24 protein-coding genes are annotated in these 23,551 nt (G+C 59.9%); 8 read left to right on the top strand and 16 right to left on the bottom strand.

Translation table 11 applies throughout. The annotated features are described in order from the left end of the window. Window positions 1–11: 11 nt before the first annotated feature. Window positions 12–791, bottom strand: a complete 780-nt coding sequence (locus ACP7B3_RS17425; RefSeq protein WP_426179854.1) for an EAL domain-containing protein — start codon at window positions 789–791, stop codon at window positions 12–14. A 116-nt stretch (window positions 792–907) separates the two neighbouring features. On the opposite strand from ACP7B3_RS17425, the gene ACP7B3_RS17420 reads away from it, so the two are divergent. Continuing rightward, window positions 908–1,315, top strand: coding sequence for an RNA-binding S4 domain-containing protein (locus tag ACP7B3_RS17420; protein ID WP_053255749.1), 408 nt, complete (start codon window positions 908–910; stop codon window positions 1,313–1,315). A gap of 134 nt (window positions 1,316–1,449) precedes the next feature. On the opposite strand, the gene ACP7B3_RS17415 is transcribed toward ACP7B3_RS17420, so the two are convergent. Continuing rightward, the gene (locus ACP7B3_RS17415; protein ID WP_119738193.1) at window positions 1,450–2,253 is read right to left on the bottom strand and encodes a phosphatase PAP2 family protein; all 804 of its coding nucleotides are present in this window, start codon (window positions 2,251–2,253) and stop codon (window positions 1,450–1,452) included. Window positions 2,254–2,378: 125 nt separating this feature from the next. On the opposite strand from ACP7B3_RS17415, the gene hslO reads away from it, so the two are divergent. Continuing rightward, window positions 2,379–3,281: an Hsp33 family molecular chaperone HslO gene (hslO, locus tag ACP7B3_RS17410; RefSeq protein ID WP_145159804.1), complete on the top strand. Its 903-nt coding sequence runs from the start codon at window positions 2,379–2,381 to the stop codon at window positions 3,279–3,281. 179 nt (window positions 3,282–3,460) lie between these two features. Beyond that, entirely contained in the window at window positions 3,461–5,002 is a 1,542-nt protein-coding gene (locus ACP7B3_RS17405) for a phosphoenolpyruvate carboxykinase (RefSeq protein ID WP_145159806.1), read from the top strand. Between the two features lie 54 nt (window positions 5,003–5,056). Here ACP7B3_RS17405 and ACP7B3_RS17400 read toward each other — a convergent pair whose 3' ends face one another. The 6 genes from ACP7B3_RS17400 to ACP7B3_RS17375 all read right to left on the bottom strand — a co-directional run bounded on the left by ACP7B3_RS17400 (window position 5,057) and on the right by ACP7B3_RS17375 (window position 8,842). Further along, complete coding sequence (locus ACP7B3_RS17400) at window positions 5,057–5,920, bottom strand: DMT family transporter (protein WP_426179850.1); 864 nt, start codon at window positions 5,918–5,920, stop codon at window positions 5,057–5,059. A 160-nt stretch (window positions 5,921–6,080) separates the two neighbouring features. Next, window positions 6,081–6,437, bottom strand: coding sequence for a DUF1493 family protein (locus ACP7B3_RS17395; protein WP_145159808.1), 357 nt, complete (start codon window positions 6,435–6,437; stop codon window positions 6,081–6,083). Window positions 6,438–6,714: 277 nt separating this feature from the next. Then, window positions 6,715–7,185 carry a hypothetical protein gene (locus ACP7B3_RS17390; RefSeq protein ID WP_426179848.1) on the bottom strand — a complete coding sequence of 157 codons (471 nt, stop codon included), beginning with the start codon at window positions 7,183–7,185 and terminating at the stop codon, window positions 6,715–6,717. A 288-nt stretch (window positions 7,186–7,473) separates the two neighbouring features. After that, window positions 7,474–7,797 carry a hypothetical protein gene (locus ACP7B3_RS17385; RefSeq protein WP_426179846.1) on the bottom strand — a complete coding sequence of 108 codons (324 nt, stop codon included), beginning with the start codon at window positions 7,795–7,797 and terminating at the stop codon, window positions 7,474–7,476. 281 nt (window positions 7,798–8,078) lie between these two features. Beyond that, window positions 8,079–8,672 (bottom strand): putative adenosine monophosphate-protein transferase Fic, encoded by a 594-nt coding sequence (locus ACP7B3_RS17380; RefSeq protein WP_145159814.1) that lies wholly within the window; start codon window positions 8,670–8,672, stop codon window positions 8,079–8,081. Beyond that, window positions 8,672–8,842: a YhfG family protein gene (locus ACP7B3_RS17375; RefSeq protein WP_096236773.1), complete on the bottom strand. Its 171-nt coding sequence runs from the start codon at window positions 8,840–8,842 to the stop codon at window positions 8,672–8,674. Before ACP7B3_RS17375 ends, ACP7B3_RS17380 begins: the two co-directional genes overlap by 1 nt. A 260-nt stretch (window positions 8,843–9,102) precedes the next feature. Between ACP7B3_RS17375 and ACP7B3_RS17370 the strand changes: the two genes are divergently transcribed. Both ACP7B3_RS17370 and ACP7B3_RS17365 read left to right on the top strand, forming a co-directional pair. Next, window positions 9,103–11,040: a RecQ family ATP-dependent DNA helicase gene (locus tag ACP7B3_RS17370; RefSeq protein ID WP_426179844.1), complete on the top strand. Its 1,938-nt coding sequence runs from the start codon at window positions 9,103–9,105 to the stop codon at window positions 11,038–11,040. A 21-nt stretch (window positions 11,041–11,061) separates the two neighbouring features. Continuing rightward, window positions 11,062–11,493, top strand: coding sequence for an acyl-CoA thioesterase (locus ACP7B3_RS17365; protein ID WP_426179842.1), 432 nt, complete (start codon window positions 11,062–11,064; stop codon window positions 11,491–11,493). A gap of 148 nt (window positions 11,494–11,641) precedes the next feature. Here the strand turns inward: ACP7B3_RS17365 and ACP7B3_RS17360 are convergent, their stop codons facing one another. The 4 genes from ACP7B3_RS17360 to ACP7B3_RS17345 all read right to left on the bottom strand — a co-directional run bounded on the left by ACP7B3_RS17360 (window position 11,642) and on the right by ACP7B3_RS17345 (window position 16,663). Further along, window positions 11,642–12,121, bottom strand: a complete 480-nt coding sequence (locus ACP7B3_RS17360; RefSeq protein ID WP_145159820.1) for a glycine zipper domain-containing protein — start codon at window positions 12,119–12,121, stop codon at window positions 11,642–11,644. A 372-nt stretch (window positions 12,122–12,493) separates the two neighbouring features. Further along, window positions 12,494–14,842, bottom strand: coding sequence for an FdhF/YdeP family oxidoreductase (locus ACP7B3_RS17355; protein ID WP_124416183.1), 2,349 nt, complete (start codon window positions 14,840–14,842; stop codon window positions 12,494–12,496). Beyond that, window positions 14,839–15,678, bottom strand: coding sequence for a formate dehydrogenase accessory sulfurtransferase FdhD (gene fdhD / locus ACP7B3_RS17350; RefSeq protein WP_404486352.1), 840 nt, complete (start codon window positions 15,676–15,678; stop codon window positions 14,839–14,841). Before fdhD ends, ACP7B3_RS17355 begins: the two co-directional genes overlap by 4 nt. Before the next feature lie 97 nt (window positions 15,679–15,775). Continuing rightward, the gene (locus ACP7B3_RS17345; RefSeq protein WP_145159824.1) at window positions 15,776–16,663 is read right to left on the bottom strand and encodes a LysR family transcriptional regulator; all 888 of its coding nucleotides are present in this window, start codon (window positions 16,661–16,663) and stop codon (window positions 15,776–15,778) included. 131 nt (window positions 16,664–16,794) lie between these two features. On the opposite strand from ACP7B3_RS17345, the gene lysM reads away from it, so the two are divergent. After that, a complete protein-coding gene (gene lysM / locus ACP7B3_RS17340; protein ID WP_242198684.1) occupies window positions 16,795–17,235 on the top strand; it encodes a peptidoglycan-binding protein LysM in 441 nt (146 codons plus the stop codon). 139 nt (window positions 17,236–17,374) lie between these two features. Here the strand turns inward: lysM and yrfG are convergent, their stop codons facing one another. Then, window positions 17,375–18,037, bottom strand: coding sequence for a GMP/IMP nucleotidase (gene yrfG / locus ACP7B3_RS17335; protein WP_426179838.1), 663 nt, complete (start codon window positions 18,035–18,037; stop codon window positions 17,375–17,377). Window positions 18,038–18,124: 87 nt separating this feature from the next. On the opposite strand from yrfG, the gene nudE reads away from it, so the two are divergent. Together nudE and cysQ are read left to right on the top strand one after the other, a co-directional pair. Then, on the top strand, window positions 18,125–18,691 hold the full coding sequence (gene nudE / locus ACP7B3_RS17330; protein WP_106577427.1) for an ADP compounds hydrolase NudE: 567 nt from the start codon (window positions 18,125–18,127) through the stop codon (window positions 18,689–18,691). Beyond that, window positions 18,688–19,524, top strand: coding sequence for a 3'(2'),5'-bisphosphate nucleotidase CysQ (gene cysQ, locus ACP7B3_RS17325; protein ID WP_426179836.1), 837 nt, complete (start codon window positions 18,688–18,690; stop codon window positions 19,522–19,524). The genes nudE and cysQ overlap by 4 nt, the downstream gene beginning before the upstream one ends. A 348-nt stretch (window positions 19,525–19,872) precedes the next feature. Here the strand turns inward: cysQ and ACP7B3_RS17320 are convergent, their stop codons facing one another. Genes ACP7B3_RS17320 through ACP7B3_RS17310 form a run of 3 tightly spaced genes read right to left on the bottom strand, consistent with a single transcriptional unit; the run spans window position 19,873 to window position 23,545 of the window. After that, complete coding sequence (locus ACP7B3_RS17320; protein ID WP_145159832.1) at window positions 19,873–20,328, bottom strand: YiiD C-terminal domain-containing protein; 456 nt, start codon at window positions 20,326–20,328, stop codon at window positions 19,873–19,875. A gap of 26 nt (window positions 20,329–20,354) precedes the next feature. Further along, window positions 20,355–21,740 (bottom strand): sigma-54-dependent transcriptional regulator, encoded by a 1,386-nt coding sequence (locus ACP7B3_RS17315; RefSeq protein ID WP_179678388.1) that lies wholly within the window; start codon window positions 21,738–21,740, stop codon window positions 20,355–20,357. After that, window positions 21,737–23,545, bottom strand: coding sequence for a sensor histidine kinase (locus ACP7B3_RS17310; RefSeq protein WP_426179833.1), 1,809 nt, complete (start codon window positions 23,543–23,545; stop codon window positions 21,737–21,739). Before ACP7B3_RS17310 ends, ACP7B3_RS17315 begins: the two co-directional genes overlap by 4 nt. Window positions 23,546–23,551 lie beyond the last annotated feature (6 nt).

Raw genomic sequence — 23,551 nt, 5'->3', positions numbered from 1 at the left:
TGGGTAACCGATCAGTTCGCCCAGGCCTGTGGTGAAACCTTGGCCAGGGCTTTGAATGCAGGCCTGGCGAACCAGTAACCCTGCATCAGAAATATTCCGCAGTCGGACAGGAAGTCGCGCTCGCCGGCACTTTCGATGCCTTCGGCAATGACAGTAACGCCCAACTGCTCACAGATTGTGACAATCCCCTGGACGATTACCTGACGGACACGATCCTTGTCGACATCGCGAATCAGCGCCATGTCGAGTTTGATCAGGTCAGGTTGGAAATCGGCCAGCAGGTTCAGCCCCGAATAGCCCGCACCGAAATCGTCGATGGCGGTCTTGAAGCCGAATTCGCGGTATTCACGCAGAATATTGGTCAAATGGCGATAGTTATCTACGTGCTCGCTTTCCAGCGTTTCAAAAATCAGCTGGTTCAGCGGAAAGTTGTGCGCGCGGGCCGCCTCCAGGGTGCTGCGAATACACAGCTCGGGCCGGTACACGGCATTGGGCATGAAATTGATAGAAAGATGGGTTTGCATACCCAAGGCAGCGGCCCCGGCAATCGCTTGGGTACGACACCGCTGGTCAAAGCGGTAACGGTTGCTTGCGTTGACCTGGCCCAGCACCGACAGCGCGCCTTCGCCTTGCGGGCCTCGCACCAACGCTTCGTGGGCGAAGATCGAATGGTCTCGAAGATCTACGATAGGCTGATAGGCGAACGCGAAATCGAAACCCAGGGGTTCGCTTTGCTGGCAACCCACGCAACGCTGATTTGGCGAGGTGAGTGAAATGGGGAAGTCGGTCACAGCGTATCCTCGCAAAAACAGGGTGGTGCCTGGCGTATCTTAGGTGAGCGTTGGGGTTTATGCGTCGAAGGGCTTCAACGGTAAAGTTGCGACATTTTTCAGAGCGAGGAATTCAAGTGGCTCAAAAGCAGGAAGAGGAAGAAAAAGTCCGTTTGGACAAGTGGCTGTGGGCAGCGCGCTTCTTTAAAACCCGCGCCCTGGCCAAAGCCGCTATCGAAAGCGGCAAAGTGCACCATCGCGGTGAACGCTGCAAGCCGGGCAAGGAGCCGCGCGTCGGTGATGAGCTGCAGATTCGGGCTGGGTTTGATGAGAAGACCGTCGTGGTGCAAGCCTTGTCCGTTGTGCGCCGCGGCGCGCCCGAAGCGCAGGCGTTGTACACCGAAACCGAGGCCAGTATCGCCAAACGCGAAAATGCGGCCGCCATGCGCAAGGCCGGGGCTACCGGTATGACGACCGATGGCAAGCCGAGCAAGAAGCAGCGTCGCGATTTGTTCAAGTTTCGCGGCAGTGGTAATGATGATTGACAGCGCACATCTCCAAGTCAATGGAGATCAAATGTGGGAGCTGGCTTGCCTGCGATAGCGTCAGGCCAGCCAGTCTTTCCGTCACTGACCCACCGCAATCGCAGGCAAGCCAGCTCTCACATGCATCTACTTCGTCAGGCGGCAGTGCGTATGACGCTCAATCGCCCGATCACCGGCAGCTTACCGAGCAAACCGAAGATTGGCGCCGTCAGTCGCAGCAACCCATTCGACACCTTCGCCGCAAACGGCGTGTAATACCCCCATCCCAGCGCCAACAGGGCCAGCAATACCCCGCCGATATAATCGTCTTGCCCCCAGTGCGCGCCGGCTACCAGCCGCGGCATCATGAACAACAGGGCCAAGCCCCAGATCACCAGCACCTGGCCGATGCGCTTGGCAAACACCGTCATGAACATGCCCCAGATCAGCAATACCGATGCATGATCGCCGGGGAAGCTCTGGCTCGAACGGTCCTTCAGCTCCCAGGTTTTTTCCAGACCAGGGAAATAGTCACTCATATGAATCGCCCCGCTGATCACCATCGACGGGCTGCTGTGCTGCCAGCCCATCTGCGCCGCGAGTTTGGAAAACAGCATGCGGATGAACAGCAACAGCAGCAGAATCCCGAAAAAGCCGAAAAATGCCTGGCGCACTTCAATCGCCTTGAACACCCAATCTCCGCGAATCAGCAACGTCAGCAAAATCACGCCGACCACCGCGTCAAATGGTCGCAGACTGGCCACGGCCCACACATGCAGCCAGGTCGAATGACTCGCCAGCGGGTCATTGAGCAGGTGAAACAGCCATTCGTCGAAAATTACACACAGCATCTGGCCCGTGGGCCACAGCCAAAAACACAGCAGTCCGATAGCGAGTAGATTGCACAGTGCCCATCGCCGGAGGTTCCACTTGGCTTGGAACAAACCCGGATTGTTCATAAACTGTTCCTCTTCGCTCTATTTAGCTCTCCGTTTCCAGGAGAAAGCCGCACCAAGATGGTGCTAAAGCGTTTAATTTTATAAACCTTGTAATCATTTTGTCATCAATTCAGATACCCAGACCTATGACTGATCTACCGGATACCGACTTCACCCAACGCTTCATCTTCGACGAGAACGACGCCCGCGGCGAACTGGTCTCGCTGGAGCGCAGCTATGCCGAAGTCCTCGCCAAGCATCCCTATCCGGAGCCGGTTGCGCAGCTGCTTGGTGAGCTGATGGCGGCGGCATCGCTGCTGGTGGGCACCATGAAGTTCGACGGTTTGCTGATTTTGCAGGCGCGTTCCGAAGGCCCGGTGCCGATGCTGATGATCGAGTGCTCCAGCGAGCGCGAAATTCGCGGCCTGGCCCGTTACGACGCCGACCTGATCGCGCCGGACGCCACGCTGTCTGACCTGATGGCCAACGGCGTACTGGCAATCACCGTCGACCCGACGGAAGGCCAGCGCTACCAGGGCATCGTCGATCTCGACGGCGAAACCCTGTCGGACTGCTTCACCAACTATTTCGTGATGTCTCAGCAGGTGGGTACCAAGTTCTGGCTGAATGCCGACGGCAAGCGCGCCCGTGGCCTGCTGCTACAACAATTGCCGGCCGACCGCATCAAGGACGACGATGAGCGCACCGACAGCTGGCGCAAGCTGACCGCCCTGGCTGGCACTCTGACCGCTGAAGAGCTGCTGGGCCTGGACAACGAAACCATTCTGCATCGCCTGTACCACGAAGAGGCCGTGCGCCTGTTCGACCAGCAGGGCCTGCGCTTCCGTTGCAGCTGCTCGCGCGAGCGTTCGGCGAATGCCTTGGTCAGCCTGGGCCTGGAAGATGCGCAGAATCTGGTGGTGGAACACGGTGGCAATATCGAGATCGACTGCCAGTTCTGCAATCAGCGTTACCTGTTCGATGCCGCCGATGTAGCCCAATTATTCGCCGGCGCAGGCATCGACACCCCTTCCGACACCCGCCACTAAAACGTTTAAGCACAGGTAAATCACCTGACAAATGCCGGATTAGCGCAGTTCTGACGGGAGGGCCCTACTCTTTTTGGGCTTTTCTGGCATAATCCGGCCCACTTTTTTCGCGGTAGTAGTGCGCAACTTTCTACTACAAAACGTTTGGAGCACTCGGCCATAGGCCGACGGGGAACCTCATGACGCAAGCCAATAACGCCGTATACACCGATCTGAGTGTTGACGATCTGGTCAAAGAAGCCCTGCAGCGCGGTGAAGGCGTGCTTGCCGATACCGGCGCGCTGGTCGTAGAAACCGGTCACCGTACCGGCCGTTCTCCGGTCGACCGCTTCATCGTTGAAGAGCCTACCACCCAGGACGCCATTGCCTGGGGCCCGATCAACCGCAAGTTCCCAGCCGACAAGTTCGATGCGCTGTGGGCTCGCGTCGAGGCGTTCAACAACGCGCAAGAGCATTTCGTTTCCCACGTTCACGTAGGGGCTGCAGAAGACCACTACCTGCCCGTGAAAATGACCACCCAGACTGCCTGGCAGAACCTGTTCGGTCGTTGCCTGTTCATCAACCCGGCTCAGTACAACCCGGCCGGCCGTGATGAGTGGCAAGTGCTTAACGTGGCCAATTTCGAATGTGTGCCAGAGCGTGACGGCACTAACTCCGACGGTTGCGTGATCCTCAACTTCGCCCAGAAAAAAGTCCTGATCGCCGGCATGCGTTACGCCGGTGAAATGAAAAAAGCCATGTTCTCGGTGCAGAACTTCCTGCTGCCGGCTGCTGACGTGCTGCCAATGCACTGCGCCGCCAACATCGGCGAAGAAGGCGACGTGACCCTGTTCTTCGGTCTGTCGGGCACCGGTAAAACCACCCTGTCCGCCGACGAAAGCCGTTACCTGATCGGTGACGACGAGCACGGCTGGGGCGAAGGCGTGGTGTTCAACATCGAAGGCGGTTGCTATGCCAAGTGCATCGACCTCTCCGAGAAGAACGAGCCGGTTATCTGGAAAGCCATTAAGCACGGCACCGTGCTCGAAAACGTGGTGATCGACGATGCCAAGCACGCCGACTACACCAACGTCAGCCTGACCCAGAACAGCCGTGCCGCCTACCCGCTGGAGCACGTTGCCAAGCGTTCCGAGAAGAACCTGGGCGGTGAGCCAAACGCGGTGATCTTCCTGACCTGCGACCTGACCGGCGTACTGCCGCCCGTGTCGATCCTCAGCGAAGAACAAGCGGCTTACCACTTCCTGTCCGGCTACACCGCGCTGGTGGGCTCGACCGAAATGGGTTCGGGCAGCGGCATCAAGTCGACCTTCTCCACCTGCTTCGGCGCGCCGTTCTTCCCGCGCCCGGCCGGCGAGTACGCAGAGCTGCTGATCAAGCGCGTGCGCGGCTTCGGCTCCAAGGTCTACCTGGTCAACACCGGCTGGACCGGCGGCGGCTACGGCGTCGGCAAACGCTTCAACATCCCGACCACTCGCGGCGTGATCGCAGCGATCCAGAGCGGCGCGTTGATCGGCGCTGAGACCGAACACCTGGACACCATCAACCTCGACGTGCCATTGGCCGTACCGGGCGTTGAGACTGGCCTGTTGAACCCACGTAACACCTGGGCTGACAAGGCTGCCTACGACGAAGCGGCGAAAGCGCTGGCGGGTCTGTTCATCGAGAACTTCAAGAAGTTTGAAGTGAGCGATGCGATCAAGGCGGCCGGGCCTAAGTTGTAAGGTTCAAGCTGTTAAAAGCCGCCCCTAGTGGGCGGCTTTTTTATGCGCGAAAGGTTAGTCGGCGATGTGCAAAACCACTGCGCCGGCCAGCACTAATGCAACGCCCAACACTTGCACCGTCGACAACCGTTCCTTGAAAAACACAAATCCCAGCACCGCCGCAATCCCACCCGACAATGTACTGATCACCGTCACCACTGAAACCGACCCCGCCATCGCCCCCCACGAAAACGCGGAGAAACCCCCGAGGTTCATCAAGCTCGCACCGGTCAATGTCGCGCAGTTTTTCAGCGGTGGAATCTTCAGTCCATCCTTGATCTTCAGCACCATCACCACCAACACGCACAGGCCTACCAGGTAACCCAGCCACAACATGGTGATCGGTCCCAGTGCCGGCAGCGTGTAGCGACCTTGCAGCCAGAAGCTGGTGCCGTACAGCAAGGCGGCGAGCATGGCGTAGGCAATGGACGGGCGTGGGTGGTTGTGCGGGACGCCGTTGTCCTTGTGGATGCTGGACAGGATCACGCCGACCACGCACACGCCGATGCAGCCCAGTTGGACCAGGCTGATGTGTTCGCCGCTGGCCCAGGACAGCAGCGTCGTGACCACGCCGTACGACGTCACCAGCGGCGCGACGATGGCCGCTTTGCCCAAGGCGAACGCCTTGGACAGCGCGAGGGCGCCCGAGACGGTGAGCAGCGCGGCCGCGATGCCCAGGAGCCAGACGCTCAACGGGGCATTCAGGGATTTGAACAGGTAGGCCGGGAAGATGACCAGCAGCAAGGTCATGATCAGGAAACCGAGGGCTTGGCCGAAGTACACCGCGCGTTTAACGCCGACAGCCCGGGCATTGAGACCCACAAGAAAGTCCGTGCCACCCCAGAGCAGGGCGGCCAGCAGGCCCATTAATACGTCCATGTACGGTCCTTGGTATGTAGGCAATTCGCCAGGTTAGCGCATCGCCAATGTGGGAGCGGGCTTGCTCGCGAATGCGGTGGATCAGTGAGCGATACTCTACCTGACACACCGTATTCGCGAGCAAGCCCGCTCCCACATTTGAGCCTCAGTGTTGTTCAGATCAACTGAGGTTTTCCAGGGTCTGGGTGTCCCAGCTATGCGTTTTGATGGCCAGGTAGAGCATGCCAATGGTCAGCGGCACTTTATCGCCTCGGCCTTTGGCGCGGCGTTTGAGGAACACATCGAACACCGGCGGTTGGAAGTAACGGTAGGCATCGTAGTCGCCCAGATCGACTGCAAAATCCTGCTCCAGCGCTTCCATGAATTGCTTGGCCTCGGCGCGGTCGCAGCCAAGGTCGAAGTTGAGCGAGGTTTCAAGGCGAAGGGTCTTGTGCTTCGGCAGGCCGATTTCTTCGTGCAGCAATTGCAGGAGCTGCTGCATGACGGGGTCTTCGGGGAAGTTGGGGGCGAGGTTCATGGTGGGAGCACGCAGAAGTGGGTGAGGGGGATGGTTGCGTTGTCGGCGGAATTTGTTTCGGGTGATGAAGAGTAGCAACCCTAACAAGAATATGAAGACCGGTAGGAATGGCATTCTGAGGATCACCGCTATGTAGGGTAGCAGGAACGTCAAAGTGAGACCTGTGGTGAGACAGGTGATGGCGAAGCGCTTTCTAAGCGTGGGGTCGGTGATCTGGTAATGCACCACCATATAGATAAGGAGAAAAATCGCGGATTGAAGGTAAAGGTCCATGTGATCAAGACTCGTCTGAGTAGACATGCATTGAGAGTGTTGACCGCTGAGGCCCGATTCCTCCTCTCACATTTGCGTCCAATCCTATGATGATGTCACCTGCGTGATACCTGCGAAGCTTGCCGGAAATCGTATCGCCAACTAAGCCAGCCGTTACCGTTGATATAGCTATCCCCGGGGCTTTAATCGCACCGGAAATTATTTGTTTGATGAACACGTTCTGATCGTTTAACCGGTCGGCCTGGCTCCGTCTCAGCGGCTGGGAAATCGCGACTGCTATCTCGCATGGTAAATCTCGGGCCAACATTTTCTCATACAAGCTGCGTATCTGATCGCGCACTTGTCGCGCAGCTGTTTTTGCTTCAAGCAGGCACAGGTTAGCCAAGGCATGCCGACTTTCACGCACAACAGTGAAGCGAATCACTATGAAGGTGACGCCATAGTGGCCGATGTGTTGAGTCCTTTCGATGTTCACGGGTTTTCGCCTGGACAGTTGAGAAGGCGCTAGTTTCGGTCATGGGAAGGGGCGTTATGTAGAGGGGTTAGCAGGTGTTTTAAGTAGTTTGGGAATAGGGCTACGTGGTGTTCGCCTGTTTCTCACAGAGGTTTCCGGCATTTACGGTTTGACAGTGTTTTTTTCAGCTACATCTATCAAATGTGGGAGCTGGGCTTGGCCGCTATGGGGGGGGCAGGCGCTGAAATATAGCCTGATTTACCGCTATCGCCGCGGTGCCACGATTCGACAAGCCAGCTCCTACAGGGTTTAGCTCAGTGGCTGGCTTGGGTGTGGTAGCTCATCGACCGTCGGTTGCAGTTGCACATGTTGCGATGCTTCCAGCAGATCACAGCCATCCTGCACCAGCAGGTAAAGAGCATTGATGATGTGGGAGATGTCTTTGAGGTCGGCGTGTTCGTAGGTAAGGCAGGTGAAGGTTTCCAGTAAGTCGGTGGCAGCGCGGATGCGCTGGTGTGCGGCGGACTGGATGTCTTCGGCGGTGGCTTCAGTGTCGATGACGAGAGGGTGGGTGTTGGTGAAATTGGTGCGCAGAAGGCGATAGCGATTTTCGGACGGATTTATAGCGTTCATTTATTTGAATCTCTGTGTAGTTAGAGGACCGCCATCATCGTGACCAAGCGATGGGTGGCGGACTGTGTCCAGGTTGGTCAACCGGCAGAGATTCACCCGGCACGCCCGAAGGCGTCCCAAACACAGCCGCCATGAAGCGTGTGGGCACAGGAGTGCCTACGACATCTGAAGGTGCGTATGTGAACTCTGTATCGGGTGACCAAACCCGATCGCTGATTGTGCAGCGAGGGGCGAACTATAGGTGGGTGGGGTGGGATGGTGCAATACAGGCAAGAGGCTGTTTAGCGAGGTACGCTGATACACCGCTCAAAAATCGCCTCAAGCCCCCGATAATCACACGCCACCGCATCAATGTTCGCCGGTATCCACGCCGCTTGTTTCACCAGCCACCAATTCACTGAAAAACCGGCATTCACAATGATCTGTTCGAACAAAATCCGCTGCGCGCGGCCATTGCCTTCACGAAAGGGGTGGATGACGTTGAGGTCGCCATAAGCCTCGGCAATCAGCGGCACCAGTTCAGCCTGGGTCGCGCCTACATACCAATTGCCTTGTTCCATATGCCGAATGATTTTCGCCGCTTCCGGCGGAATGCGTTCCGGCGTGCAGAACAGGGTATCGCCTTTCTGGATGTTGACGCTGCGCAGCTCCCCGGCCCAGTCGTAGATATCGCCGAACAGGGTGCGGTGGATGTGTTGCAGTCGTTCGAGGCCGTAAGGCGGAGGATAGAGTGGGAGGCTGCCTACAGCAATTTCGGATAGTTCGCGCTCGGCTTGATGCAGGAGTATTTCATCGCGCAAATCGAGGCGGTTGCGCAGGACACCGCTATCGGGGTAGCAGTACGGATCCTGGCCCACCCCGTATTTGTCGAGCATCAGTGCGGAGTTTTGCGGTACTTGGCGAGGACGGCTTCGCGGGTCGGCAGGGGTTTGTCGACATCGGCCGGTTGGGTGTCGAACCCTTCCAGGCGCAGGCTTGCCAAGTAATTGGAACGACGGATCTTGTGGTAATGATCCTGTTTTTGCTCAAACGTCGGTTCGCTCATTGCAGCGTACTCCTGGGTCGCAAGGGTTGATTGTAGCGCAATGCGTCAAAGGGTAGGCGGGATAAAACCACATCAAACTGGATCGTCCCTACGCGCAGCACGAGGAGCGAGCTGTTGGGTAAAACCTCGCACTTCGGCCCAAGGCCATCCTCCAGGCTGTGTATCATCCTGTCTCTTTTTTCCTTGTGACCTTTCTCGATTCGCTGAGCGCGCTGGTCTATGTTTTGGGCTCGTTTCAGCGGTCAATGGAGTGACAGCTTATGCACAACACCCTCCAACAGGTCTTTGGTTATCCACAGTTTCGTTCGGGCCAGGAAGAGGCGGTCAGCGCCGTACTGGCCGGTCGTTCGGCCGCTGCTATTTTCCCCACCGGCTCGGGCAAGTCGTTGTGTTATCAGCTGTCGGCGGTGCTGTTGCCGCACCTGACGCTTGTGGTGTCGCCGTTGTTGGCGTTGATGCAGGACCAGCTGGGTTTCCTGCAACGCCATGGCATTTGCGCCGGCAGTATTGATTCGGCGCAGAGCCGCGAGGACGCCAATGATGTGATGGCCCGGGCGCGTTCGGGCGAGCTGAAAATTCTGATGATTTCCGTGGAGCGCCTGAAGAACGAGCGCTTCCGTAACTTTCTGCAAAGCGTGCAGATTTCGTTGCTGGTGGTGGACGAGGCGCACTGTATTTCCGAGTGGGGCCACAACTTCCGTCCGGACTATTTGAAGCTGCCGGACTACCAGCGTCAGTTCAATATCCCACAAGCGCTGCTGCTGACGGCTACAGCCACGCCCAAGGTGATTGCAGACATGCAGGCGAAGTTCGCCATTGCGCCGGACGATGTCATCACCACAGGCTTCTACCGGCCCAATCTCAACCTGCTGGTAGAGCCGGTGAGCGGGCATGACAAACGTCGGCGCCTGGTCGAATGGATGAGCGAGCGAGCCAATCAGCCAAGTATCGTCTACGTCACCTTGCAGAAAACTGCTGAGCAGATCGCCGAACATCTGAACCGCAACGGCATTCAGGCCGAGGCTTATCACGCCGGTTTGCCCCACGACAAACGCGAGGGTATCCAGCAGCGTTTTATGGGTGGGTGCTCCAATTGCATCGTCGCCACCATCGCATTCGGCATGGGCATCGATAAAAGTGACATCCGCAATGTGGTGCACTTTGACCTGCCTAAATCCATTGAGAACTACAGCCAGGAAATCGGCCGTGCAGGGCGTGACGGGCAGCCGTCCGATTGCCTGGTGCTGGCCAACCGCGACAGCCTCAATGTGCTGGAAAACTTCGTGTACGGCGACACGCCGGAGCAGGCGGGCATTCTCCGTGTGCTGGAGGAGTTGCAGGCGGCGCGCGGCGAGGGGCAGTGGGAGTTCTTGTTGAGGTCGCTGTCGGACCACAGCAACATCCGCGAGCTGCCACTGAAGACGCTGCTGGTGCAGTTGGAGCTCAAGGGCGTGATTGCGCCGCGTTATGCGTTTTACGCCGAGTACCGCTTCAAGTACCTGATCGAACCCGAGGCCTTGCTGGCGCGTTTCTCCGGCGAGCGACAGCAGTTTGTCGCGGCGATCATTCAGGTATGCAGTCGCGCCAGAACCTGGGCGACCGTGGATTTCGACGCGCTGTACCAACAGCACAATGCCGAGCGCAGCCGGGTGGTGAAAGCGCTGGATTACTTCCAGGAGCAGGGTCTGATCGAGCTGGAAAGCAAGCAGATGACGGAGGTTTACAGCTTGCTGCGCACCGAGTTCGACCCACAGGCGTTGAGCGAGGAGTTATACACAGGCTTCAAGCAGCACGAGGTGACGGAGGTGGCGCGGATCCATGCCATGCTCGATCTGTTTGCCACCGAAGAATGCCTGGGCCAGCGTTTGGCCCACTACTTTGGCGATGAAAATGCGCCGCTGCGCTGCGGGCATTGCTCGGTATGCCATGGCCAAGTGGCGCATTTACCGCCGCCGCCGAGTTTGCCAGCGCTTGTGGATAAAAACTTCATGGCGCTGTGCGGTGATTTTATCCACAGGCATCATGAGCACACCGGGCAGCTGCCGGGCGCGGAGCGGCTGACACGATTCCTCGGTGGTATCAGCGTGCCGCTGTTTACCAAGTTGAAGGCGCGGGGTATTCCGGGCTTCGCTGCGCTGGAGGCCTATCCCTACGCCGAGGTGCGTGAATGGGCCCAAGCCCATCTGAACGACCTGTAAATCCACTCATGAGAGCTGCACATGTCTGATTCGATGCCGCAACGCGCTGACTACCGTCACTTCCAACCGATCATCACGCGTTGGCACGATAACGATGTGTATGGTCACGTGAACAATGTCACCTACTACAGCTTCTTCGACACGGCGGTGAATACTTACCTGATTGAAGAGGGTGGGTTGGATATTCACGACGGTGAAGTGGTGGGGTTTGTGGTGAGTTCGGCGTGCGATTACTTTGCGTCGATCGCGTTTCCCGATCGCATAGAGATTGGCCTGCGCGTGGGCAAGTTGGGTAACAGCTCGGTGCAGTATGAGTTGGCGGTGTTCAAGTCAGGCGAAGACGATGCCTGTGCGGCGGGGCGCTTTGTGCATGTCTTTGTGGACCGCGCGTCGAACCAGCCGGTGACGATTCCGGGGCGATTGCGCGAGGCGTTGCAGCGACTGGTGGCGTGACGCAGCCATTGTGACTAATGAAGCTCAAATGTGGCAGCTGGCTTGCCTGCGATAGCGGTGGTTCAGGTTTAGTTGTGCTTCCTGACCCAACTCTATCGCGGGCAAGCCCGGCTCCCACAGGAGTTTCCGTGTGCCTTGGACCGTTGGCTTAACGGTGACGGTAGTGATGCTTGTTCTTGCGATGCCCGTACGCATGGCCACGGCCACGATGGTCATCACGGTCATAACGACGGTTATCCCGCCCACGATAGCGACGGTCGTCGTCATCGCTCTTGTTGCCCATGTAGTTGCCCAGCGCGCCACCCGCACCGCCGCCTGCGGCTGCGCCGATCAGGCTGCCGGTGTTGCCGCCCATGCTGCGGCCCACCACGTTGCCGCCTGCCGCGCCGAGTGCGCCGCCAATGGCTGCTTCACCCCGGCTGCGCTTGTCAGCGCCGACTGCACTGCCGCCCGCGCCGCCCAGCGCTGCGCCGATGGCCGAACCGGTGTTACCGCCGACCTGCTGGCCAACAACCGAACCTAGAACCCCGCCCAATGCGCCGCCCACACCGGCTTCGGTGGTGCCACCGGCCATGGCTGCGCCACTGACCAGGCCAAGGGACAACAAGAGAATCGAGGAAAACTTCATAGAGAGACCTCAAGAGGATGACGGCGCGATCCTGAGGTTGTATCGGGATGCTGACAATCGAAAACCGACCAGTGGTACAGGTTGTATACAATTCTCTAAGTTGCTGTTTTGTATGGGGAACTTAAGTGGTTTTTGCGAGTCTTTAACTACTTCGGAACGGCCGCTTTTATGCAAAAGCGGCCTTTTTTGTGCCTTGGATTTTTCGTAGTCGTGGCGAACGGCTTGTTGTGGCGAGCGGGCTTGCCCCGCGTTGGGCTGCGAAGCGGCCCCTAATAATGTCACCGCATTCTTTCAGTCAGAACGCAGTGCCTGGATCAGGGGCTGCTACGCAGCCCAACGCGGGGCAAGCCCGCTCGCCACAACGGGTCTCGGTCAGGCCGAGCGCGCCATGATCAAGCCGGTCGCACTCGCTGCTTCCAGACGGATCGCCACAAACTTCGATGTCGGCGTATGGCTGCCATCACCGGTGCTCTCCAGCGGCACCAGCGGGTTCACTTCCGGGTAGTAAGCGGCTGCCTGCCCCGCCGGAATATCAAACGCCAGCAACGTAAAGCCCTTCACTCGGCGTTCACGGCCATCTTCCCACAGCGAAACGATGTCGGCTTTCTGCCCGGGCTTGAAGCCCAGGCGGATGATGTCGGCTTCATTCACGAACAACACGTCACGCTGACCTTTCACGCCACGGTAGCGGTCGTCCAGGCCGTAAATGGTGGTGTTGTACTGATCGTGAGAGCGCATCGACTGCATGATCAGGTCCGGCACCCGGCCCGTGGCGTGGGTGCGTTCGTGGATCAAGTCTTTGGGCAGCACGTTCGGGCGGAAATTGGCGCGGCCCGAGGGCGTGTTCCAGCGGCGTGCGCCGGCGGAGTTGCCCAGGTAGAAACCGCCCGGGTGTTTGATGCGCTCGTTGAAGTCCTTGAAGCCTGGGATGGTGTCGGCGATCAGGTCGCGGATGCGCCCGTAGTCGGCGACCAGCCAGTTCCAGTCCACCGGTTTGCTGCCCAGGGTTGCGGCAGCAATGCCGGCAAGAATCGCAGGCTCGGATTTCATCAGCTTCGACAGTGGCTGCAGTTGGCCGTTGGAGCCGTGAACCATACTGAACGAGTCTTCCACCGTGACCGCTTGCGGGCCGTCGGCCTGGATATCGATGTCGGTACGGCCCAGGCACGGCAGGATCAGCGCGTCTTTACCGTGCATCAAATGGCTGCGGTTGAGCTTGGTGCTGATCTGTACGGTCAGGTCGCAGCTGCGCAGCGCTTCAAAGGTGCGCGGGCTGTCGGGCGTGGCTTGGGCGAAGTTACCGCCCAGGCCGATAAACACTTTGGAGCGGCCTTCGAGCATCGCGTGGATGGCTTCCACGACGTTATGCCCATTGTGGCGCGGCACCTGGAACTGGAAGCGCCGTTCCAGGGAATCGAGGAATGCCACGGGTGGGCGTTCGTTGATGCCCATGGTGCGGTCGCCCTGCACGTTGCTGTGGCCGCGCACCGGGCACAGGCCGGCGCCTGGGCGGCCGATGTTGCCGCGCAGCAGCATCAGGTTGGCGATTTCCTGGATGGTCGGCACCGAGTGGCGATGCTGGGTGATGCCCATCGCCCAGCACATGATCACGTTCTTGCCTTTGGCGTACATGCGCGCCGCTTGCTCGATCTCCACCAGGGTCAGGCCGGACTGCTCGACGATCTCATCCCACGAGGTGTCATCGATCTGGCCCAGGTACTCCAGCACGTTGGTGGTGTGCTCGTTGAGGAAGTCGTGATCGAACACGGCTTCTTTGCCTTCGGCCTGGGCCTGGCGTTCCCACAGCAGCAGGAACTTGGCCATGCCGCGCAGGATGGCCATGTCGCCGCCCAGTGCCGGGCGGAAGTAGGCGGTGTTGGTCGGCTTGTCGCCGTTGGTGAGCATTTCCAGCGGGTGTTGCGGGTGCTGGAAGCGTTCCAGGCCGCGCTCTTTCAGCGGGTTGATGCACACCACCTGAGCGCCGCGTTTAACTGCCTCACGCAACGGTTCGAGCATGCGCGGGTGGTTGGTGCCGGGGTTCTGGCCCCATACGAAAATCGCATCGGCGTGTTCGAAGTCGTCAAAGGTCACCGTGCCTTTGCCAACCCCCACGCTTTGCGCCAGGGCCACGCCGCTGGCTTCGTGGCACATGTTCGAGCAGTCCGGGAAGTTGTTGGTGCCATAGGCGCGCACAAACAGCTGATACAGGTACGCCGCTTCGTTGCTGGCGCGGCCCGAGGTGTAGAACTCGGCCATGTCCGGGCTCGGCAGTGCGTTGAGGTGCTTGCCGACCAGGTCGAACGCCGCTTCCCAGCTGATGGGTGTGTAGCGGTCAGTTTCGGCGTCATAGCGCATCGGCTCGGTCAGGCGGCCTTGGTATTCCAGCCAATAATCGCTTTGCTCCAGCAGTGCGGTGACGCTGTGCTTGGCAAAAAATGCGGCATCCACGCGGCGTTTGGTGGCTTCCCAGTTGACCGCCTTGGCGCCGTTTTCGCAGAACTTGACCATGCCGCTTTCCGGCGAGTCGCCCCAGGCGCAGCCCGGGCAGTCGAAACCGCCGTTCTGGTTGGTCTTGAGCATCATGCGCAGGTTTTTCAGCGCGTTGTCGCTGGTCAACCAGGCCTGCGCCACGCTGATCAGCGCGCCCCAGCCGCCAGCCGGGCCTTTGTAGGGCTTGTAGCGCGGAGTCGGGGTTTGGTCGGCTTGGTGGTGCTGGCTCATGACTGGTTCTCCATCGCAGGGCTGTAGACCCGCGGCGCACTTTTCTGCGGCAGGTGGATGAGATTGAGGTTGTGTCGGCGGGCCCATTGCAAGGCGAGGCCGGTGGGCGACGACAGGCTGACCAAGGTCTGGATGCCCGCACGCAGAACTTTCTGAATTAATTCGAGGCTGCAGCGACTGGTGACAATCGCCAGGCCTCCGTCGGTCGGAATCTTTTGGCGGATCAGGGCGCCGATCAGCTTATCCAAGGCGTTATGCCGGCCGATGTCTTCGCGGCCCATCAGCAATTCGCCCTGATTATTCATAAATACCGCCGCATGCACTGCGCCGCTGTACTGGCCCAACGGCTGGAACGCGCTGATGCGCTGGCGCAGTCCGTCGAGCCATTCGGCAGGTGGCAAGGGCGCGCCGGGCAGCACTTGAAGGTCTGGCAGGGCTTGCTCCACCGCCTCGACACCGCACAAACCGCAGCCACTGGTGCCTGCCAATTGGCGGCGCTGCTGCTTGAGGTTCCAGAAGGCACGGCTTGAAATTTGCACCTGAGCATACTGGGCGGAGCCCGAACCGCTGAGTTTCAAGTCATATATGTCGCTAACGTCGGCGATAATGCCGCTGCCGATGCTGAAGCCGACGATAAAATCTTCCAGGTCCGTTGGCGTCACCAACATGACCGCCTGGCTGATGTCGTTATAGGCAATCGCCAACGCCACTTCTTCCGCCAACGCTGTGCTGGCGACTTCTGTGTGTTCAAGGTTGCAAAACTGGTAGCTCTGGCTGGAGGCGGGCGCGGGCGTTTCGAGGGCGGGGGCCGCGCAGAGTGGGCGCTTGGCGTTCATGTGGCAGTACCACCGGCGGATTGATCAGTGTTTAGACTAGGCGCGACAAAGGGTCGCGTCTAATCGCCAGTACTGATCTATCGATAGATGGCGTCGATCAAGGCTCTTGCTGCGATTTTTGAAACAGCGCGAAACAGGCTTCCGCCAATGCCGAACGCGGTGCGCTGCGACGCATGATCAGCCCCAGGCGAGCCAATGTGTGAGCGTCTTCAATGGGTTGCAGGCGCAGGTGCTCAGTCAGTGCATCCAGGCCGCCGTCCAGTGGCATCACCGCGCAGCACAGGCCGCCGTGCACGGCTTGTAACAATTGATGCACCGCATCGGTTTGCAGCAGCGGTTGCGGGTGGAGCCCGCGACTGTGGAAGTTGTGGTCGATGGACTGACGGAAATGCATGCCGCTGGTGAGCATGCCCAGCGGGAGTTCGATCAGCGCTTCCCAGCTCAACGGCTTGTCGCCGAAGCTGAAAAAACGTTGGTCGTAGAGCAGGCCCATGCGGGTTTCGCCCAAGGCCAGCGAGTCGAAGCGCTCGTTATCCAGGCGCTCCAGGTAGGACACGCCGAGGTCCAGACGGTTGCTCGCCAGCTGTTCGAGGATTTGCTCGGAGCTCAATGCCGACAGTTCAAAGCGCAGGCTCGGATGTTCTTTGTGCAATTGCTGCATCAAGGCCAAGGGATCGAAGCTCGACAACGGCACCACACCCAGGCGCAAGGTGCCGACCAAATTGCCGCGACAGGCCGCCGCTTCGGCCTGCAAGCCGTCATAGGCTGCCAGCACCGTGCGCGCCCACGCCAGCACGCGTTCGCCCGGCGCGGTAAAGCCTTCAAAGCGCTGGCCGCGATTGACCAGCGGCAAGTCCAGCTCTTCTTCCAGGTTACGCAAGCGCATCGACAGGGTCGGCTGGGTGATATGGCAGCGCGCGGCCGCCTGGCCGAAGTGGCGCGTCTCGTCGAGGGCGATGAGGAATTTCAACTGTTTGATGTCCATCTTCGCTCCGGGCTTATTCCAATGGCGGGGGATTCTAGCGCGTTTGGGTCTTTGGTCGGCCTGGAACCCAAGACAGCAGGACTGGTCTAGTCTTGGGCATCTGGAACTTAAAAACCCAAGGAGAGCGCACCATGAGTATTTTTAGCTTTGTTAAGGAAGCAGGCGAGAAGCTTATTGACCTGTTGACGCCGGGTAACGCCAACGCAAGTGATGAGTTGAAGAAACACATCAGCGATGTCGGGCTCGGAAACCCGAATATCACCGCAACCGTTGATGGCGACAAGGTCACCGTGAAGGGTGAAGTTGCCACTCAGGAAGAGAAAGAAAAAATCATCCTGGCTGCAGGCAACATCGCAGGTGTTGGCAGTGTAGAAGACCAGATCACCGTGACCGGCCCGGCTGTGACAGCTGCCCGTTTCGTCGTCGTGAAAAAGGGCGATACGCTGAGCGCGATTTCCCTGGCGGTGTACGGCAACGCCAACCAGTACAACAAGATCTTTGAGGCCAACAAGCCATTGCTCAAAGATGTGAACAAAATTTACCCAGGGCAGACACTGCGCATTCCTGAGTAATACGCGGGCCCAACGGTGGGAGCGGGTTTGTGTGGGAGCTGGCTTGCCTGCGATAGCATCACCTCGGTGTCATTGATAAACCGAGGTGCCGATATCGCGGGCAAGCCCGGCGCCCACACAAGCCCGCTCCCACTTTTGATTAGAGCCCGGCGATCAAATCCCGGTACTCCCCCACCGCCGCAAACTCTGCCGTGTCCTTTGGCCCCTTCTTGCTGTCCGGTTCTTTCACTGCCAGCAGATGCCCCACGCCAAAATCGCGCGCGCTGCGCAGGATCGGCAAGGTGTCATCGATAAACAGGCTGCGGGCCGGGTCGAAGTGGATGTCGGCGTGCAGGGCTGCCCAGAATTGTGGGTCTTCCTTGGGAAAACCATAGTCATGGGAGCTGATCAACCGCTCGAAATACGGCGCCAGTTCAATGCGTTCCAACTTCAAAGACAGCGAATCACGATGCGCGTTGGTGATCAGAATCACGCGCTTGCCGGCCTGTTTGATCGCCGCCAGAAAGGTATCCGCGTCCGGGCGCAGGGCAATCAGGTGGGCCGTTTCCAACTTGAGTTCGCGCACCGGAATATTCAGCTCCGTGCTCCAGAAATCCAGGCAATACCATTGCAACTGTCCCGCGTTACGCTCGAACAGTGGCTGCAATTCCATATCGGCCATGGCCCGGCTCACGCCGTGCAGCTCGGCGTAGCGCTGGGGCAAGTGCTCCATCCAGAAATGGTTGTCGAAATGCAGGTCGAGTAAGGTGCCGTCCATGTCCAGCAGGACGGTGTCGATGGCGCGCCAGGGCAAAGAGGGCATGGGGTGTTCTCATGTAAGTAAAGATATCCGACACAGACAATCGGAAAAGCCACGGTATAGTAACCCGATCACGCCAAGGAGCCGCTTATGCGCCAGAAACCCACCGTCCTCGCCCGCGAAATAGTCGCCAGTAGCCGTTTGTTCCGCGTGGAGGAAGTGCAATTGCGCTTTTCCAATGGCGTTGAACGGACCTACGAGCGCCTGGTAGGCCGCGGTGCCGGCTACGGCGCGGTGATGATCGTGGCGATGATTGACGACGATCATGCGTTGCTGGTGGAAGAGTACTGCGGCGGCACCGATGAATATGAGGTGTCGTTGCCCAAGGGGTTGATCGAACCCGGCGAAGACGTACTGGCGGCGGCCAACCGTGAACTCAAGGAAGAGGCCGGTTATGGCGCGCGTCAGTTGGAACACATTACCGAGTTGTCGTTGTCGCCCGGCTACATGAGCCAGAAAATCCAGGTGGTGTTGGCCACCGATCTGTACGAAGAGCGCCTGGAGGGCGATGAGCCTGAGCCGATGCGGGTTGATCGGGTTAACCTGCGCGAGCTGTCGCAGCTTGCGCAAAATGAGCAGTTCAGCGAGGGGCGCGCCCTGGCGGCACTGTATCTGGTACGAGACCTGTTGACCCAGCGTGGAGCGTTTATCGCATGAGCGAACTGTTTTTAGGCCACCCGTTTATTGCCCCTGTGATTGAGCTGGCCCGTCAGGCCGGTGAAGTGATCCTGCCGTATTGGCGCGCCGACGTGGCGGTCACCTCCAAGTCGGATGACTCGCCGGTGACGGCAGCGGACCTGGCCGCTCACCATCTGATTCTCGCCGGCCTTACCGCGCTCGACCCGAGCACTCCGGTGCTGTCCGAAGAAGACGCGGATATCGACCAGAGTGTGCGTGCGGGCTGGCAGCGCTGGTGGCTGGTTGACCCGCTGGATGGCACCAAGGAATTTATCTCTGGCAGCGAAGAGTTCACCGTCAATATCGCCTTGATCGAACAAGGCCGCGTGGTGTTTGGCGTGGTATCGATGCCGACCAGTGGCCGTTGCTACTTCGGTGGCGCGGGGCTGGGGGCGTGGCGTTCTGATGTGAACGAAGCACCCAAGCAGATTCAGGTACGCCAGACGCCGGCAGCGGGTGAAGCCTTCACCGTGGTTGCCAGCCGTCGCCACAGCAGCCCTGAGCAGGAGCGCCTGCTGCACGGCTTGAGCGAAGGCTTGGGAGCGTTGAAGCTGGCGAATATCGGCAGTTCGCTGAAATTCTGCCTGTTGGCCGAAGGCAGTGCCGATTGCTACCCACGTTTGGCGCCGACGTCGCAGTGGGACACCGCAGCGGCCCAGGGCGTGTTGGAAGGCGCGGGCGGCGAGGTGTTGGAGTTGAGTGGTGAGCCGTTCAGCTATCCGGCGCGTGAGTCGTTGTTGAACCCGTTCTTTTTGGCGCTGCCGGCCAAGGCCGCATGGCGGGAACGCCTGCTGACCCTGGCGAGATCTTGAGCCTGGCGTAGATTCAGTGTAGGAGCTGGCTTGCCTGCGATTTCAATAGATCAGCCACTAACGCTGTGACTGCCAGACCGCTATCGCAGCGTATCTACTTAAAACTTCCGATAACCGCAAAATAGGTAGCAGGCGACCTTTCGTGGCGAGCGGGCTTGCCCCGCGTTGGGCTGCGAAGCGGCCCCAATAAGGACACCGCGCTCTGCTGATAGACCGCAGTTTCAGGTTTTAGGGCTGCTTCGCAGCCCAACGCGGGGCAAGCCCGCTCGCCACGGAGGGTGGTGTCGCCATTCGAGATTGTGTAGATACCGTGGTAATCCAGCTCTTATATTTTTTGGGGTGTGGCGGTTAACGGTGCAAGACGTACTGGCCAGTAAACGCCACCGCGCGCTCCTCACTCCCCTCATTCACAATCCACGTCTCCAGCGTCAGCCGCGCGCGACCATAACGGTTATACGTCGCCACAAAACGCTTCCACACCTTCTCCTCCGGCGGCCGGCACACCACCGTCGCATCCCGTGTGACGGGCAGCGGGTAGCTGATCTGCCCTTCCTGAATCACGATATGCCCGTCTTCCACGCCTTCTTCACGCAGTTGCAGGTGCAGCCAGCCCCAGCCCGCCAGCACGGCGCCGCAATACAGGCTGCCGCCAAACATGGTGCTCTTGTGGTTGATATTGGCTTGCAAGGGCAGGTGCAGCTGCAATTGGCCGTGTTGCCAGTCGAGCACCTTGAGGCCCATTTCTCGGGTAAGCGGGATGTCGTGGTGCAGGATGGATTCCAGGTAACGGCTGTCGCGGCTCATGGCGGCCTCTTGGTGAGTGGGCGGGGTCATTCGTCGTCGGCGCTGTGGCTGGCGCTGTCGGCGAAGTTCAGGCCGTGCTTGCGCAGTTTGTCGTGCAGGGTTTTGCGCGGTATGCCCAAGGCTTCGGCGAGGCTGCGCACCGAACTGTGAGGGCGGGTCAGTTCAGCGGCGATCAGGCTTTTTTCGAACTGCTCGACTTGTTCGCTCAGACCGCCCGGCGTGGAGGTCAGGATGCCAGCGGCAGGGTTGTCCGCCGTGGCGTCCAGTGCCAGCTCAAGCCCCAGGGCAAAGCGTTCTGCCGCATTCTGCAGTTCGCGCACATTGCCGGGCCAGCTATGGCGCAGCAGCAGCGCGCGCTGGCCCGGTTGCAGTTCGTTAAGCGGCAGGCCGTGACGGCTGCTGGCCTCGTCGGCAAAGTGTTGAAACAGCATCAAGGCATCCTCGCCGCGCTCGCGCAACGGTGGAATGCGCAGCGGTGCGACATTGAGGCGGTAATACAAGTCGGCGCGAAAGCGGCCCTGATCGGCAGCCTGGCGCAGGTCTTCCTTGGTGGCAGCGATGATGCGGATATCCAGCGGGATCAGTTGATTGCCCCCCAGGCGTTCCACCACGCGCTCCTGCAGCAGGCGCAACAGCTTGACCTGCACGTCCAGGCTCATGCTTTCGATTTCATCGAGAAACAGCGTGCCGCCGTTGGCGAATTCGAATTTGCCGATACGGCGTTTCTGCGCGCCGGTAAATGCCCCCGGCTCATGGCCGAACAGCTCGCTCTCGACCACCGATTCCGCCAGGGCGCCGGCGTTGATCGCCACAAATGGTCCGCTGCGTCGGCTGGACAGGTCGTGCAGCGCGCGCGCCACCACCTCTTTGCCGGCGCCGGTTTCGCCGAGGATCAGCACGTCGGCGCGGGTCGCGGCCAGGGCGCCGATCTGCTCGCGCAGGCGCAGCATTTGTGGCGAATGCCCGACCAAGCGCGTGCTCAATTGCTGACGGTCACTGAGGGCCAGGCGCAGGCTGCGGTTGTCCAGCACCAGGCGGCGCAGGGCCAGGGCGCGGCGCACGCTGTCGAGCAGGGCATCGCTGGCGAAGGGTTTTTCAAGAAAGTCATAGGCGCCGGCCCGCATGGCTTGCACCGCCAGCGGCACGTCGCCGTGGCCGGTGATCAACAGTACTGGCAGTTCCGGGTCTTGGCCGTGCAGTTCGGCGAGCAGCTCCAGGCCGTCCATGCCGGGCATGCGGATGTCGCTGACCACCACGCCCGGCCAGTCCCGCGACAGGCGCGCAGTGAGGCCGGTGGCTTCGCCCAGGGTCAGGACGTTCAGCCCGGCCAGGTCCAGGGTCTGGCACAGGGCCTGACGCAGGTGTGGATCGTCGTCGATCAACACCACCTGAATCTGGTTATCGATACTCATACACTGCGGTCCTCGGACGGTTGCAGACTGACGCCCGGCGAGCCGGCACGCAATTTCAAGGTTAACAGCGCGCCGCCTTCCCTGTGGTTGGCAAACAGCAATTCGCCACCAAAGGCACGCATCAACGTGTCACAAATTGCCAGCCCCAACCCAAGGCCCTGAGTACGCGTCTTGGTGGTATAGAACGGCTCGCTGGCGCGGCCCAGGGCTTCCATGCAAAAACCTGGACCGTTGTCGCGAATGTACAGGTTGACGCCCTGTTCGGTGGTTTGGGCACTCAACCAGAGTTTGCGCGGCGGGCCTTTTTCGGTGAGGGCGTCGAGGGCGTTGGCCAGCAAGTTGCCAAGTACCTGGCGCAGACGGGTTTCGCCGGCTTGTACCCACAGGGTTGCTTCTGGCAAATCACGGATCAGCTCGACTTCCATCGAGCGTCGCCGCTTGGCCAGCAACGCCAATGCATCGTCCAGCGCCGGTTGCAGGGCCACGCTTTCCGGTGCGTGGCGGTCGCGACGGGCGAACGCGCGCAGATGCGCGATGATCGAGGCCATGCGCCCGGTCAGTTCGCTGATCAGTTTGAGATTGCCGCGAGCGTCATTGGTGCGCTCGTGGTCGAGCAGGATCTCGGCGTTTTCTGCATAACTGCGAATCGCCGCGAGCGGTTGATTGAGTTCGTGGCTGATGCTCGCCGACATGGTCCCCAACGCTGACAGTTTGCCGGCTTGCACCAGGTCGTCCTGGGCGCGAACCAGCTCCTGCTGGGCGTGTTCGCGCTCAAGCACTTCCTGTTTCAGGCGCCGGTTGAGGCCTTCAAGGTCGCTGGTGCGCTCGATCACGCGGGCTTCCAGTTCGCGGCGCGCCTTGGCTTCAAACGCGATGCGTTCCAGATAATGGCGACGGCGCTGCATCATCAAGCCCAGCAGCAGCATCAGTACCAGCAACGTGGCGCCGCCGACCGCTACCACCGTGCGCACCGGGCGATTGATCAGCGAGCGCGGCGCCAGAATTTCCACTGTCCAGCCGGTTTCGGCAATGGCCGAGGATTGGCGCAGCCACGCCGTCGTACTCAAGGCCAGCGGCTGTGGGTCGCGCGTTGGGTAGGGCTGGATCGCGATGATGGCTTGGCGCTCTTCGGCAGTCAGCGGCCGTGTCGCACGGAATCGCCATTGCGGGCGCGAGGTAAGGATCACCACGCCGTTGTGGTCCGTCACCAGCAGTTGTTCCGGGGTTTTGCCCCACAGGCTTTCGGTATGGTCCAGGTCGACCTTGACCACCAGCACACCGATGATTTTGTCGCCATCGCGCACGGCGGCGGCGAAGAAGTAGCCGCGTTTGGCCGACGTGGTGCCCAGGCCGAAAAACCGGCCCAGACGCCCGGCCATGGCTTCGCTGAAATAGGGGCGAAACGAGAAATTGCGCCCGACAAAGCTGTCCTGCTTGTCCCAGTTGGAGGCGGCGAGCGTTTTGCCGGTGGTGTCCATCAGGTACATCACTTCCACCCCGGCCTGGGCGGCGACGTTCTTGAGCAACAGGTTGGCGTTGACCAGGTTGGTGCTGACATCGGGCGCATCCAGCGCGGTGCGCAGGGCCGGCAAGTCACCCAGAATCTGGGGCAGCACTTCATAGCGGTGCAGGGTGCCGAGCAGGTTGGCGACGTAGAGGTCGAGGGTCTGGCGGTTTTGACTGGCCAGTTCGCTGCCGTAATAACGCTCGGCCAGGTGTTCCAGCGGCCACAGCAGCGGTGCCAGGCACAACGCCAACAGGGCGAGGCTGCGCCAGCGGGGTCTTCGCGGAAGGGGTGGAGTCATGGGAAT

This window comes from Pseudomonas sp. TWRC1-2 (assembly GCF_049896685.1).
Taxonomy (GTDB): Bacteria; Pseudomonadota; Gammaproteobacteria; order Pseudomonadales; family Pseudomonadaceae; genus Aquipseudomonas.
The sequence above is the reverse complement of the archived record's forward strand: the minus strand, read 5'-3'. Positions and strand labels throughout refer to the sequence as shown.

What these genes read in the sequence shown, in the direction of transcription:
- fdhD (WP_404486352.1), bottom strand. Translation starts at nt 15,678, where the DNA reads ATGAACGCCAAGCGCCCACTCTGCGCGGCCCCCGCCCTCGAAACGCCC.
- yrfG (WP_426179838.1), bottom strand. Translation starts at nt 18,037, where the DNA reads ATGCCCTCTTTGCCCTGGCGCGCCATCGACACCGTCCTGCTGGACATG.
- ACP7B3_RS17400 (WP_426179850.1), bottom strand. Translation starts at nt 5,920, where the DNA reads ATGGACGTATTAATGGGCCTGCTGGCCGCCCTGCTCTGGGGTGGCACG.
- ACP7B3_RS17370 (WP_426179844.1), top strand. Translation starts at nt 9,103, where the DNA reads ATGCACAACACCCTCCAACAGGTCTTTGGTTATCCACAGTTTCGTTCG.
- lysM (WP_242198684.1), top strand. Translation starts at nt 16,795, where the DNA reads ATGAGTATTTTTAGCTTTGTTAAGGAAGCAGGCGAGAAGCTTATTGAC.
- ACP7B3_RS17395 (WP_145159808.1), bottom strand. Translation starts at nt 6,437, where the DNA reads ATGAACCTCGCCCCCAACTTCCCCGAAGACCCCGTCATGCAGCAGCTC.
- ACP7B3_RS17320 (WP_145159832.1), bottom strand. Translation starts at nt 20,328, where the DNA reads ATGAGCCGCGACAGCCGTTACCTGGAATCCATCCTGCACCACGACATC.
- ACP7B3_RS17405 (WP_145159806.1), top strand. Translation starts at nt 3,461, where the DNA reads ATGACGCAAGCCAATAACGCCGTATACACCGATCTGAGTGTTGACGAT.
- cysQ (WP_426179836.1), top strand. Translation starts at nt 18,688, where the DNA reads ATGAGCGAACTGTTTTTAGGCCACCCGTTTATTGCCCCTGTGATTGAG.
- ACP7B3_RS17310 (WP_426179833.1), bottom strand. Translation starts at nt 23,545, where the DNA reads ATGACTCCACCCCTTCCGCGAAGACCCCGCTGGCGCAGCCTCGCCCTG.
- ACP7B3_RS17380 (WP_145159814.1), bottom strand. Translation starts at nt 8,672, where the DNA reads ATGCTCGACAAATACGGGGTGGGCCAGGATCCGTACTGCTACCCCGAT.
- ACP7B3_RS17365 (WP_426179842.1), top strand. Translation starts at nt 11,062, where the DNA reads ATGTCTGATTCGATGCCGCAACGCGCTGACTACCGTCACTTCCAACCG.
- ACP7B3_RS17385 (WP_426179846.1), bottom strand. Translation starts at nt 7,797, where the DNA reads ATGAACGCTATAAATCCGTCCGAAAATCGCTATCGCCTTCTGCGCACC.
- nudE (WP_106577427.1), top strand. Translation starts at nt 18,125, where the DNA reads ATGCGCCAGAAACCCACCGTCCTCGCCCGCGAAATAGTCGCCAGTAGC.
- ACP7B3_RS17375 (WP_096236773.1), bottom strand. Translation starts at nt 8,842, where the DNA reads ATGAGCGAACCGACGTTTGAGCAAAAACAGGATCATTACCACAAGATC.
- hslO (WP_145159804.1), top strand. Translation starts at nt 2,379, where the DNA reads ATGACTGATCTACCGGATACCGACTTCACCCAACGCTTCATCTTCGAC.
- ACP7B3_RS17415 (WP_119738193.1), bottom strand. Translation starts at nt 2,253, where the DNA reads ATGAACAATCCGGGTTTGTTCCAAGCCAAGTGGAACCTCCGGCGATGG.
- ACP7B3_RS17355 (WP_124416183.1), bottom strand. Translation starts at nt 14,842, where the DNA reads ATGAGCCAGCACCACCAAGCCGACCAAACCCCGACTCCGCGCTACAAG.
- ACP7B3_RS17345 (WP_145159824.1), bottom strand. Translation starts at nt 16,663, where the DNA reads ATGGACATCAAACAGTTGAAATTCCTCATCGCCCTCGACGAGACGCGC.
- ACP7B3_RS17360 (WP_145159820.1), bottom strand. Translation starts at nt 12,121, where the DNA reads ATGAAGTTTTCCTCGATTCTCTTGTTGTCCCTTGGCCTGGTCAGTGGC.
- ACP7B3_RS17315 (WP_179678388.1), bottom strand. Translation starts at nt 21,740, where the DNA reads ATGAGTATCGATAACCAGATTCAGGTGGTGTTGATCGACGACGATCCA.